The sequence below is a fragment of the Colwellia sp. MB3u-41 genome (assembly GCF_014076845.1).
Taxonomy (GTDB): Bacteria; Pseudomonadota; Gammaproteobacteria; order Enterobacterales; family Alteromonadaceae; genus Colwellia_A.
Genome location: NZ_JACGUT010000084.1, coordinates 60,096 through 77,177 on the forward strand (window position 1 = coordinate 60,096; position 17,082 = coordinate 77,177).

Annotated in this window: 13 protein-coding genes; 12 read left to right on the forward strand and 1 reads right to left on the reverse strand. The window is 38.2% G+C overall.

Annotation, left to right across the window (positions count from 1 at the left end; genetic code table 11):
- Positions 1-116 precede the first annotated feature (116 nt).
- Positions 117-1,016, reverse strand: coding sequence for a MipA/OmpV family protein (locus H4J73_RS16955; RefSeq protein ID WP_182179558.1), 900 nt, complete (start codon positions 1,014-1,016; stop codon positions 117-119).
- A gap of 374 nt (positions 1,017-1,390) precedes the next feature.
- On the opposite strand from H4J73_RS16955, the gene H4J73_RS16960 reads away from it, so the two are divergent.
- From H4J73_RS16960 to H4J73_RS17015, 12 genes are all read left to right on the forward strand, one after another.
- Positions 1,391-2,524, forward strand: coding sequence for an efflux RND transporter periplasmic adaptor subunit (locus H4J73_RS16960; protein ID WP_182179560.1), 1,134 nt, complete (start codon positions 1,391-1,393; stop codon positions 2,522-2,524).
- Positions 2,525-2,574: 50 nt separating this feature from the next.
- Complete coding sequence (locus H4J73_RS16965; RefSeq protein ID WP_182179562.1) at positions 2,575-5,895, forward strand: efflux RND transporter permease subunit; 3,321 nt, start codon at positions 2,575-2,577, stop codon at positions 5,893-5,895.
- A gap of 1 nt (position 5,896) precedes the next feature.
- A complete protein-coding gene (locus H4J73_RS16970; RefSeq protein ID WP_182179564.1) occupies positions 5,897-8,986 on the forward strand; it encodes an efflux RND transporter permease subunit in 3,090 nt (1,029 codons plus the stop codon).
- Positions 8,987-9,096: 110 nt separating this feature from the next.
- The gene (locus H4J73_RS16975) at positions 9,097-9,474 is read left to right on the forward strand and encodes a YacL family protein (RefSeq protein ID WP_182179566.1); all 378 of its coding nucleotides are present in this window, start codon (positions 9,097-9,099) and stop codon (positions 9,472-9,474) included.
- A 165-nt stretch (positions 9,475-9,639) separates the two neighbouring features.
- Positions 9,640-10,728, forward strand: coding sequence for an efflux RND transporter periplasmic adaptor subunit (locus H4J73_RS16980; RefSeq protein WP_182223296.1), 1,089 nt, complete (start codon positions 9,640-9,642; stop codon positions 10,726-10,728).
- Positions 10,729-10,796: 68 nt separating this feature from the next.
- Positions 10,797-11,507, forward strand: a complete 711-nt coding sequence (locus H4J73_RS16985) for an ABC transporter ATP-binding protein (RefSeq protein ID WP_259367951.1) — start codon at positions 10,797-10,799, stop codon at positions 11,505-11,507.
- A complete protein-coding gene (locus tag H4J73_RS16990) occupies positions 11,504-12,664 on the forward strand; it encodes an ABC transporter permease (protein ID WP_182179570.1) in 1,161 nt (386 codons plus the stop codon). The genes H4J73_RS16985 and H4J73_RS16990 overlap by 4 nt, the downstream gene beginning before the upstream one ends.
- A complete protein-coding gene (locus H4J73_RS16995; protein ID WP_182223297.1) occupies positions 12,661-13,902 on the forward strand; it encodes an ABC transporter permease in 1,242 nt (413 codons plus the stop codon). Before H4J73_RS16990 ends, H4J73_RS16995 begins: the two co-directional genes overlap by 4 nt.
- Positions 13,903-14,094: 192 nt before the next feature.
- The gene (locus H4J73_RS17000) at positions 14,095-14,655 is read left to right on the forward strand and encodes a hypothetical protein (protein WP_182179574.1); all 561 of its coding nucleotides are present in this window, start codon (positions 14,095-14,097) and stop codon (positions 14,653-14,655) included.
- Between the two features lie 147 nt (positions 14,656-14,802).
- On the forward strand, positions 14,803-15,255 hold the full coding sequence (locus H4J73_RS17005; RefSeq protein WP_182179576.1) for a DUF2141 domain-containing protein: 453 nt from the start codon (positions 14,803-14,805) through the stop codon (positions 15,253-15,255).
- 80 nt (positions 15,256-15,335) lie between these two features.
- On the forward strand, positions 15,336-16,466 hold the full coding sequence (locus tag H4J73_RS17010; RefSeq protein WP_182179578.1) for a sensor histidine kinase: 1,131 nt from the start codon (positions 15,336-15,338) through the stop codon (positions 16,464-16,466).
- The gene (locus tag H4J73_RS17015; protein ID WP_182179579.1) at positions 16,459-17,082 is read left to right on the forward strand and encodes a response regulator transcription factor; all 624 of its coding nucleotides are present in this window, start codon (positions 16,459-16,461) and stop codon (positions 17,080-17,082) included. The genes H4J73_RS17010 and H4J73_RS17015 overlap by 8 nt, the downstream gene beginning before the upstream one ends.

The window sequence follows — 17,082 nt, forward strand, 5'->3', positions numbered from 1 at the left end:
AAAAGCATCAATTAAATTAATTGGTGCTTTTTTATATTTAAGAGCCGAATAAAGCTCTAATAGTCTAGCGTCTAAAGTGCCTATAAAAATTTGATATAATCTTTGCGTTCAATTTCCTACCAGCTTGCTTTTGCGTCGCTTTCGTACAAGCGCCAAACAAAGCCCAAACCAAAACTATAAGTGACATCTTTTTCATAAAGAGGACTTTCTTGGTTCGCTGCACCTTGGTGAAGTTGTGCTGAGCCTGCTAAAAAACCTCGGATATTCTTGCGAATAGGAAATGAAAGACCGAGTGAAAATTCGGCGCCTAAATAGCCACCTTTAGCGTCATACGGTCTGCGATTATTATTGGCGAATTCTGGATCTACCTGATAAAAATAATCTTGTAACGCTTCGGTAGCGAAAGTAAAACTGAGTCCTACTTTTAATCCTGTCTCTTTAAAAATAACCCCGCGTTGTTGATATGAAAGTGTCGGTTCGATAACAAAACCACGGTCGTCTATACGATTAAAATCAGTAGAAAATACCGCCCTGGCTTGCAAGCGAACTTTTAACCTTGCATCACCACTTTGCTCGAAGGTAAAGTCTTTAACTCTGTAAATTAATTGTGGCCCGATTTCAAAAAGAAAATCTAATTCAGGCATGCCAGCCCGTGAAGTATTGTCTTCACTGTCAGCAGAAAATGCACCACCAAAAGATAAGTCGAGTTCAAAGTCGGTTGTTTCAACGACAACCGCTCGCATGCCATTTTCTCCGCCAACACGAAAGACATCACCTCTATAAATAACATAGGGTGCTGCTAATGCAATGAAATTTCGCTCGCTAGATGCCGGATAATTAGCAACGTCGATAGCGCCACCACCCACACCAAATTCCCATAGTGGCTGGCTTTCATTTATATTTTCAAAACCTGTTAAGCCCCGAACAGGCGACTCGCCTTTGTCGTTAGCAGCAACCACTGACACAAAAAATATTGAGGTAAAAATGGCTAAAGACAAAGATTTAATCAAGTACATTCAACAACCTTGGTAAAGATGGAAGAATTTTATTCTTTCATCATAATGCATTAACTGGTGGATATTAACATGACTTTATTTACTTGAAAGGTCGATATACATTTTTATTTTTTAATCGCTGTGTTCGCCTTGTGTTACTTATTCTTTTCATCTGTTTAACGTATCAGTGTCTTCTAGGTTAGAGTAACAGAGAGTCATAAACCTTACTTACGGTGCTAAATATTCAATATATATTGCCAAGATACTTTCTCTAATCACTAATAATCATAACTCGTTACAATTGAATGTTTAATAACCTTCAAAAGCTATTTGTATCTTACTTGTCTATCCGGATAAAATAACCTTAATTATAATTATAAAATCAACGGACAGATATGCGCCTTAATACACTAACTACTTCATTATTATTGTCATTATTTTTTGTGACGGCTTTAAGCGCTTGTAATGAAGAAAGCGTCGAAGAGAAAGAAAAAAAAGTTTATAAGGTGCCAGTCGAAACAACATTCGTTGAGAATAGAACCATTACTAATACTTATCGAACTACAGCGGTACTTGAAGCAAAAGCTGAAAGTAAAGTGACCAATAAAGTCACAGGAATGATTAATAAAATATTAGTTGAAGAGGGAATGTCCGTTACTAAAGGACAAGTGTTAGCTGAAATTGATTCAGAAAATTATTTGTTAGAGCTTGAACGTACCTCTATCGATGTTGATTCAGCTTCTGCTGAATTTAATCGTAGTAAACCCATCGACGGCAAACAGTTAATATCAGCTAAAGACTTAGAAAAACTCGAGTTTTTAGTGAAAACGAGAAAAAACCAACAAAAAGTTGCGGCAATACAAGTACGTGACTCGAAAGTTAGAGCGCCAATAACCGGTGTTATCGCATCAAGAATGGTGAAAGAAGGAAACATGACCGCTAATGCTGGCAGTGAAATGTTTACTATTGTGGCACTCGATACCTTACAAGGTGTTGTTTATTTACCTGAATCAGAAATGAATAATGTTCATGTGGGACAGCAGGCTTATTTAAACTTTCCCGCGAATGCAAAAGCAGTGCCTGCAACCGTTGGTCTGATTTCTCCTATTATTGATACGGAGTCAGGTACTTTTAAAGTAACCTTAAAAGTTAACAATGATGATCACGTTTTAAAGCCGGGTATGTTTGCAAAAGTGTCATTAACACTTGATGTGCATGACAATGCGCAAATAGTGCCACAAAGAGCCTTACTGGTTACTGACACAGAAACGAGTTTATTCGTGATTCAAGACAATAAAGCTAAGAAAATCATGGTTGCTACTGGTTTTGAACAAGATGGTTTTGTTGAAATACTAACGCCATTAAACACTGACGAGCCTATCGTTATTGTTGGTCAACAAGGATTGAAAGTTGATAGTGCTGTAAAAATAATAGGTCAAGCAGAGACGATGGAGCAGAACGCTGAACTAAGTACTGATAATAAGACCGTTAAGGTAAATGCTGATAATCAAGCAGCGCAAGACAAATAAGATTTGAACTTGTTTTTACCTAATCGTTAAATTTAAAGGAATTATTATTTATGAGTATTGTTAGTACGGTGGTTAAACGCCCGGTCACGGTAGCGATGTTTACACTCGCTGTAATGTTATTTGGACTGGTGGGTTTTTCACGCCTTTCTGTTTCATTGTTGCCCGACCTATCTTATCCGACGTTAACCGTAAGAACGGATAATGCTGGTGCCGCTCCTGCTGAAATAGAGCAACTGATCAGCAAACCTATAGAAGAATCTGTCGGTGTTGTTAAAGGCATACGTAAAGTACATTCCATCTCAAAAGCTGGACAGTCTGATGTGGTTATTGAGTTTGAATGGGGCGTAGCAATGAATTTTGCCACGCAAAATGTCCGTGAAAAACTTGATATTATTGCCCTGCCTAAAGATGTTAATAAACCCATTATTCTGCGTTTTAATCCCGCTCTTGACCCTATTATCCGTTTAGGACTGTCAACTGAAAATACCCATCCTCGCGCATTAAAAAAGATACGTACCTTTGCAGAACAAGAAATAAAACGGCAGCTTGAAACTATTTCAGGCGTTGCCGCTGTTCAACTAGGCGGCGGTTTACAGCAAGAAATACAAGTTGTTTTTGATCAAGAAAAAGCAGCACGCCGAGGTATAACGGCACAAAGTATTGTTTCACGTATTCAAAGTGAAAATATTAACATGTCGGCGGGTCGTGTTTACGACGGTCAGCAAGAGTATTTAGTACGTACCGTTAATCAATTTGTTTCACTAGAACAACTCGGCAATATGATTGTTAAACAAGCTGATGGCAAAACCATTTACCTTAAAGATATTGCTCAAGTGATTGATGGTGAAAAAGAACGTACCGATATTACCCGTATCAATAACAATGAAGCGATTGAACTGGCAATCTATAAAGAGGGCGATGCTAATACGGTCACCGTGGCAAAAGCGGTGAATGCCAAATTAGCCAAGCTTGAAGAGACCTTACCTGAAGAGCTCACTTTTACCGTTATTTATGACCAATCTGAATTTATTGTCAATGCGGTAGACGAAGTTAAAAGTGCGGCGCTTATTGGTGGATTACTTGCCATGCTGATTTTATATTTATTCTTGGGTAATTTTTTCAACACGATTATTATCTCGTTAGCGATCCCTATTTCAATTATTGCTACCTTTAATTTAATGTTTGCTAATGATATTAGTCTTAATATTATGTCATTAGGAGGTATTGCCTTAGCGGTTGGCTTATTGGTTGATAATGCGATTGTTGTGCTTGAAAACATTGCTCGATACCGCGAAAAAGGCGCGAGTATTATTGATGCGGCAATTAAGGGTACCGATGAGGTGTCGGGTGCCGTTATTGCCTCGACATTAACCACGTTAGCGGTGTTTTTTCCTTTAGCTTTTGTAACCGGTTTTGCCGGGCAGTTATTCAGTGACCAAGCGATGACCGTTACTTTTGCTTTGCTTGCTTCTTTGGTTGTTGCCTTAACGTTAATTCCAATGCTGGCATCACGCCAATTTAGTCAACATAAACAGACACCAGAAAATGAGAATAACGATAACTCATTAGTCAAAGAAATAGCTAAAACGCCACTGACTAAAAGAAAGAAAACCGTTAAAGTTATGCTTCATATTTTGGGATTTCCCTTCCTATTGATTTTTAATTACTTACCTTTGTTTTTCACCAAGGTATTGTTACTTATTACTAATTTAATCACTAAAGTGCTTAGTTTTATTTTTAAACCCGCGCATAGCGTTTTTAGTTTTTATTTTGAAAAACTCGCCTCCGCTTACAGTCGTTTATTGAAATTGGCTTTAAAAAACAGAGCGGTTTTAGTCGGTCTTAGTTTGTTCTTTGCGATTGCAGTAATGAGCTTATTACCCAAAATTGCTGTTGAATTAGTGCCTGAAGTGGCAAAGTCAGAATTTACCATTGAGTTAACTCTGCCACAAGGCACGCCCATTAATATCACCGATATGCGGTTAAAAGACCTTGCGGCCACTATTGCTAAAGATGAACGGGTAAAACACAGCTACTCATTAGCGGGGAGTGGAAGCTTAATGATGAGTTCAGCCAGTAAAGGTGGCGAAAACTGGGGACAACTTTTAGTGGCACTTTACAGCAGTGACGATCTTGAATCAGTCAAAGCTGTGGTCCGCGCTAAAGTTGCCCAAATGGCAGATGTAAATGCTGAAATAGCACAAACAGAAATGTTTACGACGGAGCGTCCACTGCAAATAATTTTGTCAGGTTATGACCTTGTTGCTCTTAAAAAATACAGCGACCAGCTTATACAAAATATGTCGATGGATAACCAGTTTATTGACTTAAACAATAGTTTGCGTGCGGGTCAACCTGAATTAAAAATTAGCTTTGACAACGAACGCTTAGCAAGTTTAGAGCTAAAAGCGTCGGATATAGCCGATCAGTTAGTGACTAAAATTGCAGGCTCCGTCGCGAGTAAATATAACTTACAAGACAGACAGGTCGATATTCTAGTGCGCGCTGATGAAAACTCAAGAAATTCAGCACAAGCTATTCGTCAATTAACGGTTAATTCGCAGCAAGCAAAATCTTTACCATTGGCTGCGGTAGCCGATATTACAGAAAGTATTGGTCCGAATGAGATTAACCGAATTGATCAAAGCCGTGTTGCTATTATTTCAGCTTCACTCGCTTATGGTGATTTGTCTGAAGCAGCAGCTAAAGTAGAAGAATTGGTTAAAGAGCTCTATTTACCCTTTAATATTAAATCAAGAGTGGCAGGGCAAAATGAAGAAATGGAAAGCTCTTTTTCTTCATTAATGATGGCGTTAGCGTTAGCGGTGTTTTTAGTCTATTTAGTGATGGCTTCACAGTTCGAATCGTTATTAAATCCGTTTATTATTTTATTCTCTATTCCATTAGCCGTGCTAGGTTCGGTACTAGGCTTATATGTTACTGGGACTAATATCAGCGTTATCGTACTCATTGGTATTATCATGCTAACGGGTATTGTGGTGAATAATGCGATTGTCTTAGTGGACCGAATTAATCAACTACGCCATAAAGGTGTGGATAAGATCGCCGCGATTATGGACGCGAGTCGTTCACGTTTTCGCCCAATTATTATGACATCGTTAACCACTATTTTAGGTTTAGCACCATTGGCATTTAGCAGCGGAGAAGGTTCTGAATTAAGAGCGCCTCTTGCCATTACGGTAATGAGCGGTTTACTGGTTGCAACAATGCTAACGTTACTTTTAATTCCTGTTTTGTATAGCTTGTTTGACCGAAAAACCTATATTGTCGAAAGCGATGATCTTGATAAAGATGGCTTTGAAAGCCAGCAAGCTAATAGTACATCGTCTAATAATATAGCCGAGGCGTAAGATGACAAATTTAACGTCTAAAAAGAAAACAGGTAAGCAAAGTATTTTCGACCTACCCGCAACTGTTTGGTTAACTGCTTTAGCAATAAGGCGACCCGTTACTACGGCAATGTTGATGTTGTCGCTTTTTGTTACTGGGCTTATTGCGAGTAAATTATTGCCACAAGAAAGCTGGCCTTCACTGAATATTCCTATGGCCTTCATTAATGTTCCGTATAACGGCGCAACACCTGAAGAAGTGGAACGTTTAATTACCCGGCCTATAGAAGAAGCCGTTTCTACCTTGGGGGGGATCACAGAAATACGTTCTACCAGTCGAGCGGACAGTGTTTCAATTCGGGTCATGATGGATCTTGGCACTGACCTCGATAGTAAAATATTAGAGGTACGTGAAAAAGTTGATATGGTGCGCCATCTTTTACCTGATGATGTTCAGAGAGTTATGGTGCAAAAGTTTTCCACCGAAGACTTACCAGTAATAAGCTTAGTATTATCAGGAGATAAAAATCTTTCTAGCGCTTATGACTTCATTGATAAGAAACTGAAAAATCCACTTGAGCGTCTTCAAGGGGTCGGTAAGGTTGAAATGCGTGGCGTTGTGCAGCCCCATATAGAAATCCACCTCGACAGCATTAAACTGGCAATGAACCGCGTTGATCAAGCCAAGTTATTGCAAGACTTACGCGATAGTAATTTTTTAGTTAAATCAGGTTCAATTCTTAATGGTGGTCGAAAGTTCAGAGTGTCACCAGATGGTGAATATCACAGTTTAGCTGACATCAAAAACTTTCCAGTAAAAGCTGGTGTCAGGTTAAGTGAAGTGGCTACGGTGAGCTTAGTCTCTCCGCCAAAAAATAGTGAAATAAGAACAGATAGAAAAAAATCAGTTGGTTTAGAAGTGTTTAAAGAGTCTGATTCAAATGTTGTTGATGTCACTAATGGTATTGTCGCTTTAATTGAAGAACTTCGCCAAGATGATGACTTTAAAGCGATTACCATTGGTATCAAAGATAATAGTGGTGAAGAAATTCAAGAGTCATTAGGTGATTTATTAAAGGCGGGCGCGTTAGGTATTGTCTTGTCTTTTATTGTTTTATTTATATTTTTACGTAATAGCCATATTACCTTTGTTGTTGTTGCTTCCGTACCTATTTCGTTAAGTTTTGCTTTAGCAGGCATGTATTTTATGGGCTACACCCTAAATATGCTGTCGCTGGCAGGGCTTTTTATTGCGGTTGGTTTATTAATCGATAATTCGGTCGTTATTTGTGAAAGCATTCTTCAACAACAAGACAAAGCATTAACGTCGATAGAAAAAATTCTAAAAGGTGTTGATAACGTGAGTATTGCCATTATCAGTGGCACACTCACCACGACTATTGTTTTTATGCCTTTGCTGATGGGTGAAAAAAACTTTATTACCATCTTAGTTGAGCAAATAGCGGTGGCGATTTGTTTACCTTTATTGGCGTCGTTAATTATTTCAAAAACCGCTATCCCATTAATGCTAAGCCGTGTCGACAAAAAAGCTTTATCGTCAGTGGTGACCCAAGGGAAGTTAGACCGTTGGTATCGCCCCAATTTAAAAAGAGTACTTACTCACCCTAAAATAACCGGCGTTTGCATTTTATTACTCTGTATTAGCGGTGTACTGACCAAGCAAATGGTCAATGTTAATGGCGAGCAGGGTACAACGGTCAAAGAAATTAATATTGTTTATCATATTCAAGGGCAACAACAATTAGCTGATGTCAGTAAATTAGTTGATGAGATGGAAAAGTACCTATACGAGAATCAACAAGCCTTCGAATTTAAACAAGTGAACAGCCGAATTTGGTCGGATTTTGCCATGTCTCGGATAAAACTTAATGATGGCTATTCAAAAACACTTTACGATTTGAAAGCAGAAATAAAAAAAGGCTTTCCTGATACAGCTATCGCTCAACCGTCATTTGACTGGTCAGATCAAAAACAAGATTTAGTCAAACTTACGTTAAACGGTAGTTCGACTAAACGTTTAATCGAAATGAGTGAATCGGTGATTAGTCAGTTAAGCAATGTTGAAGGTTTTGCTGAAGTGGGTATAGACAACGAAGATAAAAATAGAGAGTTAGTGCTACGTATCGATCGCGAGAAGGTGTCGCGTTTAGGTTTAAACACACAAGATATTGCTAGCCGTATTTCTAGTGCACTTCGTGGTACTAACCTGCGTTCATTTCGTGATGCCAAATTAGGTGAAATTGATATTCGCTTAGTCTATCACGCCGAACAAGCCGTCCCGCTTGAGCGTATCAAAGAGCTACCTATTTACGAGAGTAAAGGGAGGGTCATTACCCTGCAGCAATTAGTTGTTTTTGATACGCAACCGATAATGCAACAAATTACACGTTCAGACCGAAGAACTACTTTGGGTATTTCTATCAATTTAGCTGATTTAAGCCGTGTTGAAGCCTCGACGAAAGTTAAAGAAGTAATGGACAATATTGTTTTTCCTTCAGGGTATGATTGGAACTTAGGCCGCCAATTTGCGAAAGATGAAAAAGCTGCAAAAGACATGATGATGAATATGTTTCTTGCGTTAGCCCTTATTTTTATTGTGATGGCAGCGCTTTTTGAATCGCTACTCATGCCAATTGCTATCTTGTCTTCTATTGGTTTAGCGTTTATTGGTGTGTACTGGACTTTTGCTATTTTAGGGATGGGTTTAGGCGAAACAGGCATGATAGGTATGTTAATTTTAATGGGGATCGTGGTGAATAACGGTATTGTGCTCATAGATCAAATTAACAAGTTGAAGATAGAAACAGAAAATATAATGACGCCTATTATCGAAGCTTGTGTCAGCCGTATAAGACCCATTTTTATGACGGTAGCGACCACCGTTATTGGTATGGTGCCCTTAGCTTTTGCATCGAGTGACAGCCAAGCTTACCCGATGGCAGTAGCGATTATTGGTGGTTTGTTATTTTCAACATTTACCAGTTTGTTTTTGGTGCCGTTTTGTTATCTGATGCTTGTAAAACTAGGTGAGCGCTCAAGCAAGCGATTTGCTATGGCCAAGGCCTTTGCAGATAAAAAAATTCCGCTATAGGTTATCGCTAACAGCGTTTTATAAAGGGGGGCGTGAGCAAGAAATGTTAACTCCCCCTTATGCAATAAATATTCTATAATAGAGGTATCGAACACTTTCCGAGTTATTCTATGGAATACGAATTTATAAATGACCCCACCACACGCTATGCGAAAGCAAAATTCTCTTTTGAGCATGAAGTTTTTGGACCATGGTTAGAGGTAGAAGTTGGCAATGATCCTCAAAAATTAACCGCATTATTAAATGTTATTGATAACGCTGAGCACTCAAGCGCACAAGAGCATGAAATAGTTGGTAGTGAGTATACGGTTAGGATTATTGAAAAAGATGTTTCTATTGCCGCTAACGCGAGCTTAAATGGTGTTGAAGCTTTACCTGAAGCACTCAGTGCAGATGATATAGACTTTGACGATCAAGAGTCAGCAAGTTGTGGTCTAGAAGACTTTCGCGAATTATTATTGTCTTGGGCAAGATTCACCACACATTAACTCACGCGGTTAATCTTAAGTCAGTCATTCGTTATTGATAGATGAATAACGTTTTGATCCTATTTACACTTTTATTATTTATACCTTTCTGATAACAATGACTTTTGGCACTGTTGTCTGACTCCACTTTTTCTTATTCTTTTACAAACTTTGTAGGAGAATAAAATGCCGATAACACGTAAAACCCCTTTCGAACTTTCTAAGCTGACTATTGATAGATCTCCGCAAACTAACACTGCGGGGCTATCAGGTAACTATATCGGTATGTTGATTGTTACGTTACTCAGCACAAGTTTATATTTTGTCGGTCAGACACTGTTTTTTCCAACAAGTGCTGCTGAAATTATTAATCACCTTGAAACTGATAAAAAAGGAGTAAATGAGTCAGTTAACGTCGATATTCAGCAACACTCCCCTACAACCCATGATGATAATACAGCAGAAACCATAAATAACAGCGTACTTGACGCAAGCGGCCATGTGGTTGCGAGGCGCATAGCCACAGTATCTTCTCGTGTAACGGGTAAGCTAAACCGTTTGAATATTGAGGAAGGACAAACGGTAAGTAAATTAGAAATACTCGCCGAGCTTGATGATAAGCAAGCATCGATTTCATACCAACTTGCTTTAGCAGAATTATCGGCAAAGCAAGCGGGTTTTGACGAGTTCACTTTACTTTTTAAACAGCAAACTCAGCGATTTAAGCGTAATCAGACGTTGGCCAGCAAAAAGCTGATCAGTGAACAATTACTTGAAGACAGTGCTTTTAGAAATGCACAACTCGCCATCCAAATACGTAATAAACAAGCCATGGTTGATTCGGCAAAGCAACGAGTTGAATTGGCGCAGTATCAGTTAAATCAGCATAAAATTCGCGCGCCATTTAATGGTGTCGTGATCAGTAAAAATGCCCAAGTGGGTGAGCTTATTTCAGCAGGATCTTCTGGTGGTGGTTTTATTCGTACAGGTGTCGGCACTATTGTTGATATGAGTTCGTTAGAAATTGAAGTTGAAGTAGGTGAGAGCTATATCAATCGCGTTTATCCCGGACAAAAAGTATTCGCTAAATTAGATGCATACCCGCAATGGAGTATTAGTAGTGAAGTCGTTGCTGTTATACCTACCGCAGATCGTCAAAAAGCGAGCATTAAAGTCAGGGTGAAATTGTTAACAGCAGATCCTCGGATTTTACCTGATATGGGGGTAAAGGTCAGCTTTATGAAAAAGGATGAACGCTCGTTAGACGCCCCCTGAGCCGCTCAAATAACCACGTAGATATAGCCGCACTTTAATGAAAGCCTCTCTCCATATTTTAGGAAAAAATGATGAAAAATAGCGATAACATTATCTTAAAAAATATTAATAAAAGTTACCAAAAAGGTAAAAACACGGTAGTCGTTCACCGCGACTTTAACTTAACGATTGAATCAGGTGAGTTTGTCACATTAATGGGACCCTCAGGTTTAGGAAAAAGCACCTTACTGCATTTAATGGGCGGGCTTGATCAACCAACATCAGGTGAGGTGATTATTGGTACACAGCGTATTGATGATTTAAAACAAGCGTCATTAACCCAATGGCGTGCTGAAAACATTGGTTTTGTTTTTCAGTCACATCATTTATTACCGGTGTTAAGCGCCCAGGGTAATGTTGAACTGCCACTCGCGTTAACCTCGTTAAATAAAAAGCAACGACAAGAGCATGCTAGTTATGCGCTAGAGCTCGTTGGCATGAGTGATCGTGCTAGTCATTTTCCCAAAGAATTATCTGGCGGGCAAGAGCAGCGAGTTGCTATTGCACGCGCTATTGTCAGTGACCCTCATATATTGTTATGTGATGAGCCAACGGGAAATTTAGATCGACAAACAGCCAATGAAATTCTTGCTTTACTTGACCAACTTAATCGCGACTTTGGTAAAACCATTGTAATGGTCACACATGATAAAAAAGCAGCTAACTACGCCAGTAGAGTGATTAATTTAGAGTCTTATATTGGCGAAGCACATAACTGTCATATGGGTGAAAACAGATGAACCTACTGGTATTAGTTTGGCGGAACAGCTTTCGTAAAAAAGTACGTTTTTGGTTAACTTGTACTTCTGTCATGGTGGCTTTTTTCTTATTGACGACCTTATCTGGAGTGGATCAGGCGCTTACGGCTAATGTAAGCAGTAGCAATCAATACCGCTTAATGACCAGTCATAAAATATCAATGACACAATCTCTCCCCATTAACACTCAACAAAAAATTGCGGCATTACCGGGCGTAAAAAAAGTCAGTTTTGCATCTTGGTTTGGCGGATACTTTCAAAATGAAAAAAATCAGCTGCCCGTAACTGCGGTTGACCATCATCATTACTTCAATTTATTTGATGAATATATCATCCCTGGTGAGCAACTAGCGCAATGGAAAAAAACGCGCACAGGCATTGTTATTGGCCAGGGACTTGCTGATAAATATGGTTGGAAAATCGGTGATACCGTGCCATTAAGCTCTTCTATTTGGATGAATAAAAGTGGTTCATTTAATTGGTCGTTTACCGTTTCTGCCATTTACCAAACGGCTCAGCATTCATCTGCTGATAATAAAGTGTTTTTCCAACATGCTTATTTTGATAAAGGGCGTGCTTATGCTAATGATTCTTTGGGGTGGTTATCGACTGAAATAACTGAAAATGCCAACGTAGATGACGTTATTACTGCTATCGACTTATTGTTCTCGCATACCAACAATCCAACCCGTACCACGACTGAACAGGTTTTTATTAAAGAACAAGCGCAACAGTTTGTTGATATGGCTATGGTCATTAATCTTGTGGTTGTTGCCGTATTTTCTACTTTATTGCTGATTGTTTGTAATACCATGATCCAAACCATTCGTGAGCGTAATAATGAAAGCGCGATGATGAAAGCTTTAGGGTTTTCAGCGACACGTTTAATTCAAGGAATTTACCTAGAGGCGCTGTTATTAATTGGCTTAGGCGCTTTAGTGGGCAGTATTCTTGCCTCTTTATCTCTCGCATTGGTTGGCCAGAGTTTTAATGATTTTTTACCGGGTATATCGATTAAGCCAAGTCATTATTTAACCGTATTTGCCTGGGTAAATATTGCTGCGGCTTTTTGCACCGTATTTCCGGCGGTAGCGATTAAACAACTTGTTATCAGCAAAACGTTAGGAGACAAGGCATGAATATTTCATTAAAGGGGCTGCATTCATTGTTTATCAATGTAAAACAAGCAAAAGCGTTAACGGTTATTAATTTTAAAAGTTTTCCGCAGCGTGTTATTGCATCCACAGTTAGTATCTTGAGTATTGCTTGCGTTGCAGGCGTTATTTTAAGTGTTTTGGCAATGACAGAGGGAATGATGAAAACACTGGAACGTACCGGTTTAGACAATACCGTATTAGTGATGCGTGCGGGAGCCTCTTCAGAATTGCAAAGCGTGATGTTTCCAATAGAGGTTAATATTTTAGCAAATAATCAAAAAATCATTAAAGATGAACAAGGGCTGGCGCAAGTATCGGCTGAAATGTTTGTTGATGCTGAAGTGACTTATATTTCTAATGTAGATACCGTCGCTCAAGAAACAGAAACGAAAAGTTTAGCGTTGCGAGGTATCAGTAAATCGACTCAACAATTTCGCCCTAATTTTCGCTTAGTCAAAGGTGAAATGTTTGCTACGGGTGTGCGTCAGCTCATTGTTGGTCAGGCAATAACGCGTAGAATGCCAGGGTTAATTATTGGCAAAGTTATCACCTTAGGTGGAGCAGAGTGGACAGTCAGTGGGATTTTTTCTGACGGAAATAGTGTTTTTGAATCAGAATTGTGGGCTGATATTGGCATGGTACAGAGTGATTATCGTCGAGGAAATACGCTACAGTCTATCCGCTTAGCATTAAAAGATATTAGCGATTTACCACAATTAGAAAAAGAGTGGCAGGACGACCCTAGGTTAAACATTAGAGTGTTAACAGAAAAACAATTTTTTGCTGATCAAGCCAGTAACTTAACACGCTTAATTCGTTGGTTAGGTTTTCCTATTGCTATTGTTATGGCGTTAGGCGCAATAGTGGCTGCACTTAATACCATGTATGCCGCCATAGCAAGTCGCTCTAAGGAAATAGCTACGCATAAAGCGATAGGTTTTAGTCCCTTTGCAATTTCAATGTCTATTCTTTGTGAAGCCTTGCTCATTGCTTTTGTTGGTGGGTTGTTAGGCATACTACCTTTATATTGTGTCTTTGATGGTTGGACAGCCGCCACGCAAAATGCCAGTAATTTGAGTCAAATGATGTTCAATTTTGATATTACGGTTTTGTTGATGATTAAAACAATGTCGTTAGCGTTATTTATTGGTTTATTAGGCGGGCTATTACCCGCAATAAAGGCGATGCGCTTACCTGTTACCGAAGCTTTACGTGACTAATTCCCCCTCAGGCACACATTAGCTGTGTTGTTGATTAATGTGTTTTGTATCGGCGCTGATACTTTCTCTCTTCTGCCAAAAGTCATTTGTTTTTATAACAAACCATGACTTTTGGCACCTTTGTTTTAGCTTGTGAAACGTTATTATTTAAAGCAAGTAAATAGTTAATCACTCAAACACAAGGCAGCCCGTATGTTAAATAAACTCAGTGCTTTATTACAATTTCTCCCGCTTTCACTTTTTTCAATGATTGGTTTTTGGCAAGCTGAAACATCAAATGAAAGCTGGTTATTGGCGTTTCAAGTCGCCGCATTAGTGGGGATTTGTCAGTTAGTGTTAATCAGTAAACTTAAAATAGTGATGAGCCGTTTAATACTCTCAGCGAATATTTATCTAATTTTAGGTGGTTTAGCAGCATTTTTTCAACAATGGTGGTATTTAGCGTTTTATAGCATGTTGCAAGAGTCGGCTATTTTTATTGTGATGATTGTTGTTGGTATGACTACCATGCTCTTTTCAAATAATGGTTTTGTGGGAATCAACAAAACACGGATTAAAGAAACTAAACATCGGATAAACATTAATAAAAAATCAGCTTACTTATTTATCGCCGTACTGATATCGCTCGCTGTATCTTGGCTGTTTAAAGGTGATATCGCACTCTCTGTTATAGCACCTATTGTGGTTCTCGCACTCTTGCAACGTTACCTTGTTCATCTTCATAACCAACAATATTCTTATAGTACCCTTTAACATTTAGGTGCCATAAGTCATGTTTAACTGCTGCAAAAATGATGACTTTTGGCACCTGTTTAACAAAAGCTTTAGTTTTACACTGGTCATGAATTAATAAACAAGTTTACTTATCCTCTTTCAATTTACATAAATAAAGGAATCATTATGATTTTTAAAAAAATAATCTCTTTTTCTGTCAACAGTTTAGCGCTTTCTGCAATAAGTGCATTGTCGATGATTTTATTATTAAACCAGCATGCCGTTGCTGCTGATTTAACGGTCAATATCAGTGATATTGAGCAAGGAAAAGGTCATGTTTTGGTTGGCTTATATGCTTCACAAAAAGAGTACGAAAGTGGTAAAGCCAGCTTTCACTCAAAAGTAAAAGCGATGAATGGTAAAGAAGTCACGGTATTTGAAAATTTACCTGATGGTGAATATGCGATAAAAATTTATCAAGATGAAAACGACAATAACAAAATGGATTTCAATATGATGGGGATCCCAAAAGAAGGCTATGGCTTTAGTAATAATGTCGGTATGTTTGGTGCGCCGAAATATGAAGAAGCTAAGTTTTTGGTGAAAGAAAATACAGCAATTGATATTGATTTATTTTAAAATCAATTGATTAGTTATGATTTTTATAAATATGCACGCTAACACCTTAGTGTGTATATTTTTCATTTGAGTATTCATTTATGTTGATTTCGCCACTTCCTGAACATTTACGCAAAAATTGGTTGTTACATTTTTCAGGCTTTATTACTTGGTCAGTAATTTGCTATTTATCATTGGTTAATCTTAATCTAGGGATAGCGTTTTTTTTAAAACTGTCAGGTTTTATTGTTTTCTATCTTTCATTCGCTTGTATTATTTTTTCTGACAAAAAGGTGCCATCTACTTTAAATAAGATATTACTTGGGGTCGAAATTATTACGGTATTGCTATTAATAACATTCGACAAACATAATGTTGCTCCAATATTGTCAGTATTAATTGCGACACAGCTACCTTCAATGTTTACAAGAAGGCAAGCTATTTTAGTCATGGTCTTGATAACATTTTGCCATTTTATTATCGCTTATGATGGATATTTTGTTTCAAGTTTCTTTCATGTCATCATTTACTTTATGCTTCAAATTTTTGGATTTTCTGCCATAGAAACAATCTTACGTGAAGAGCGGGCGAAAGAAGAATTAGCGGCTATTAATCAAGAGCTATTAGCGACACGTTTTATGTTAAAAGCGTCATCACAAAAGCAAGAAAGATTACGAATATCTAGAGACTTACATGATGCTATTGGTCATCAGTTAACGGCGTTGTCTTTGAATTTAGAGGTCGCTAAACATAAAGTTTCCGAAGAATTTAAACCTTTACTGCAAGAAAACTTACAACTGGCTAAAACACTGCTAAGCAACGTTCGACAAGTGGTAAAAGAAATGCGTGAAGAAGAACAAATAGATCTTGTTTCGTCGCTTCAAAATTTAATTAATCAGTTACCTAATTGTCAGTTGCAGGTAATTTCATCTCCTGATATTAATTCACTGCAGCTAAAGCAACAGTTAATGTTTTGTCTGCAAGAGGGCGTCAGTAACGCACTTCGACATGGCAAAGCTAATCTATTTACTTTAGCCTGTGAAAAAATGAGCAATAGCTTAGTCATTAATTTGTCTGACAATGGCACGGTTACCACCAAGAATAACGAAAACTTTGGCAGTGGTTTAGCTGGCATGAACGAACGACTGATTGATTTTTCTGGCAAGGTAGCGCTTATTGATAATGAAAGTGGTTGCACCTTAAAAATACAGGTAGAGGATTGTTATGATTAATGTAGCTTTGGTTGATGACCAACAGTTGGTACGTCAGGGAATTGCAGGATTACTCTCGTTAAGTGACGATATAAGCATTATTTGGCAAGCTGAAAACGGTGAACATGCTCAAGAAATGTTAGCGAGTGAGATGATACCTGATGTGCTATTACTTGATATCAGAATGCCTAAGGTCAATGGTATTGAATTAGTAAAAATATTAAGAAGCCAAGGAAGTACTTTACCTATTCTTATGCTAACAACTTTTGATGACAGTGAGCTTTTTATGCAAAGTTTACAAGCTGGAGCGAATGGTTTTTTATTAAAAGACGTATCGTTAGAAAAGCTGGTTAATGCGGTTAAAACACTCGCTGATGGTGGTTTTGTTGCTGAACCGGTGGTTATAAAGCAATTGAACCAAGGTCTCAATGACGCACCCATGATTGATAATTTGACTGAAAAAGAGCAACAAATTTTAAAGTTGGTGGCAGGGGGATTTTCTAATAAAGAAATTGCCCGTAGTATATTTCTTGCAGAGGGGACAGTTAAAAATCATGTTTCTACTATTTTATCAAAACTTAATACTCGCGACAGAACTCGGGCGGTATTAATCGCGCTTAATCAGGGTCTTATATAG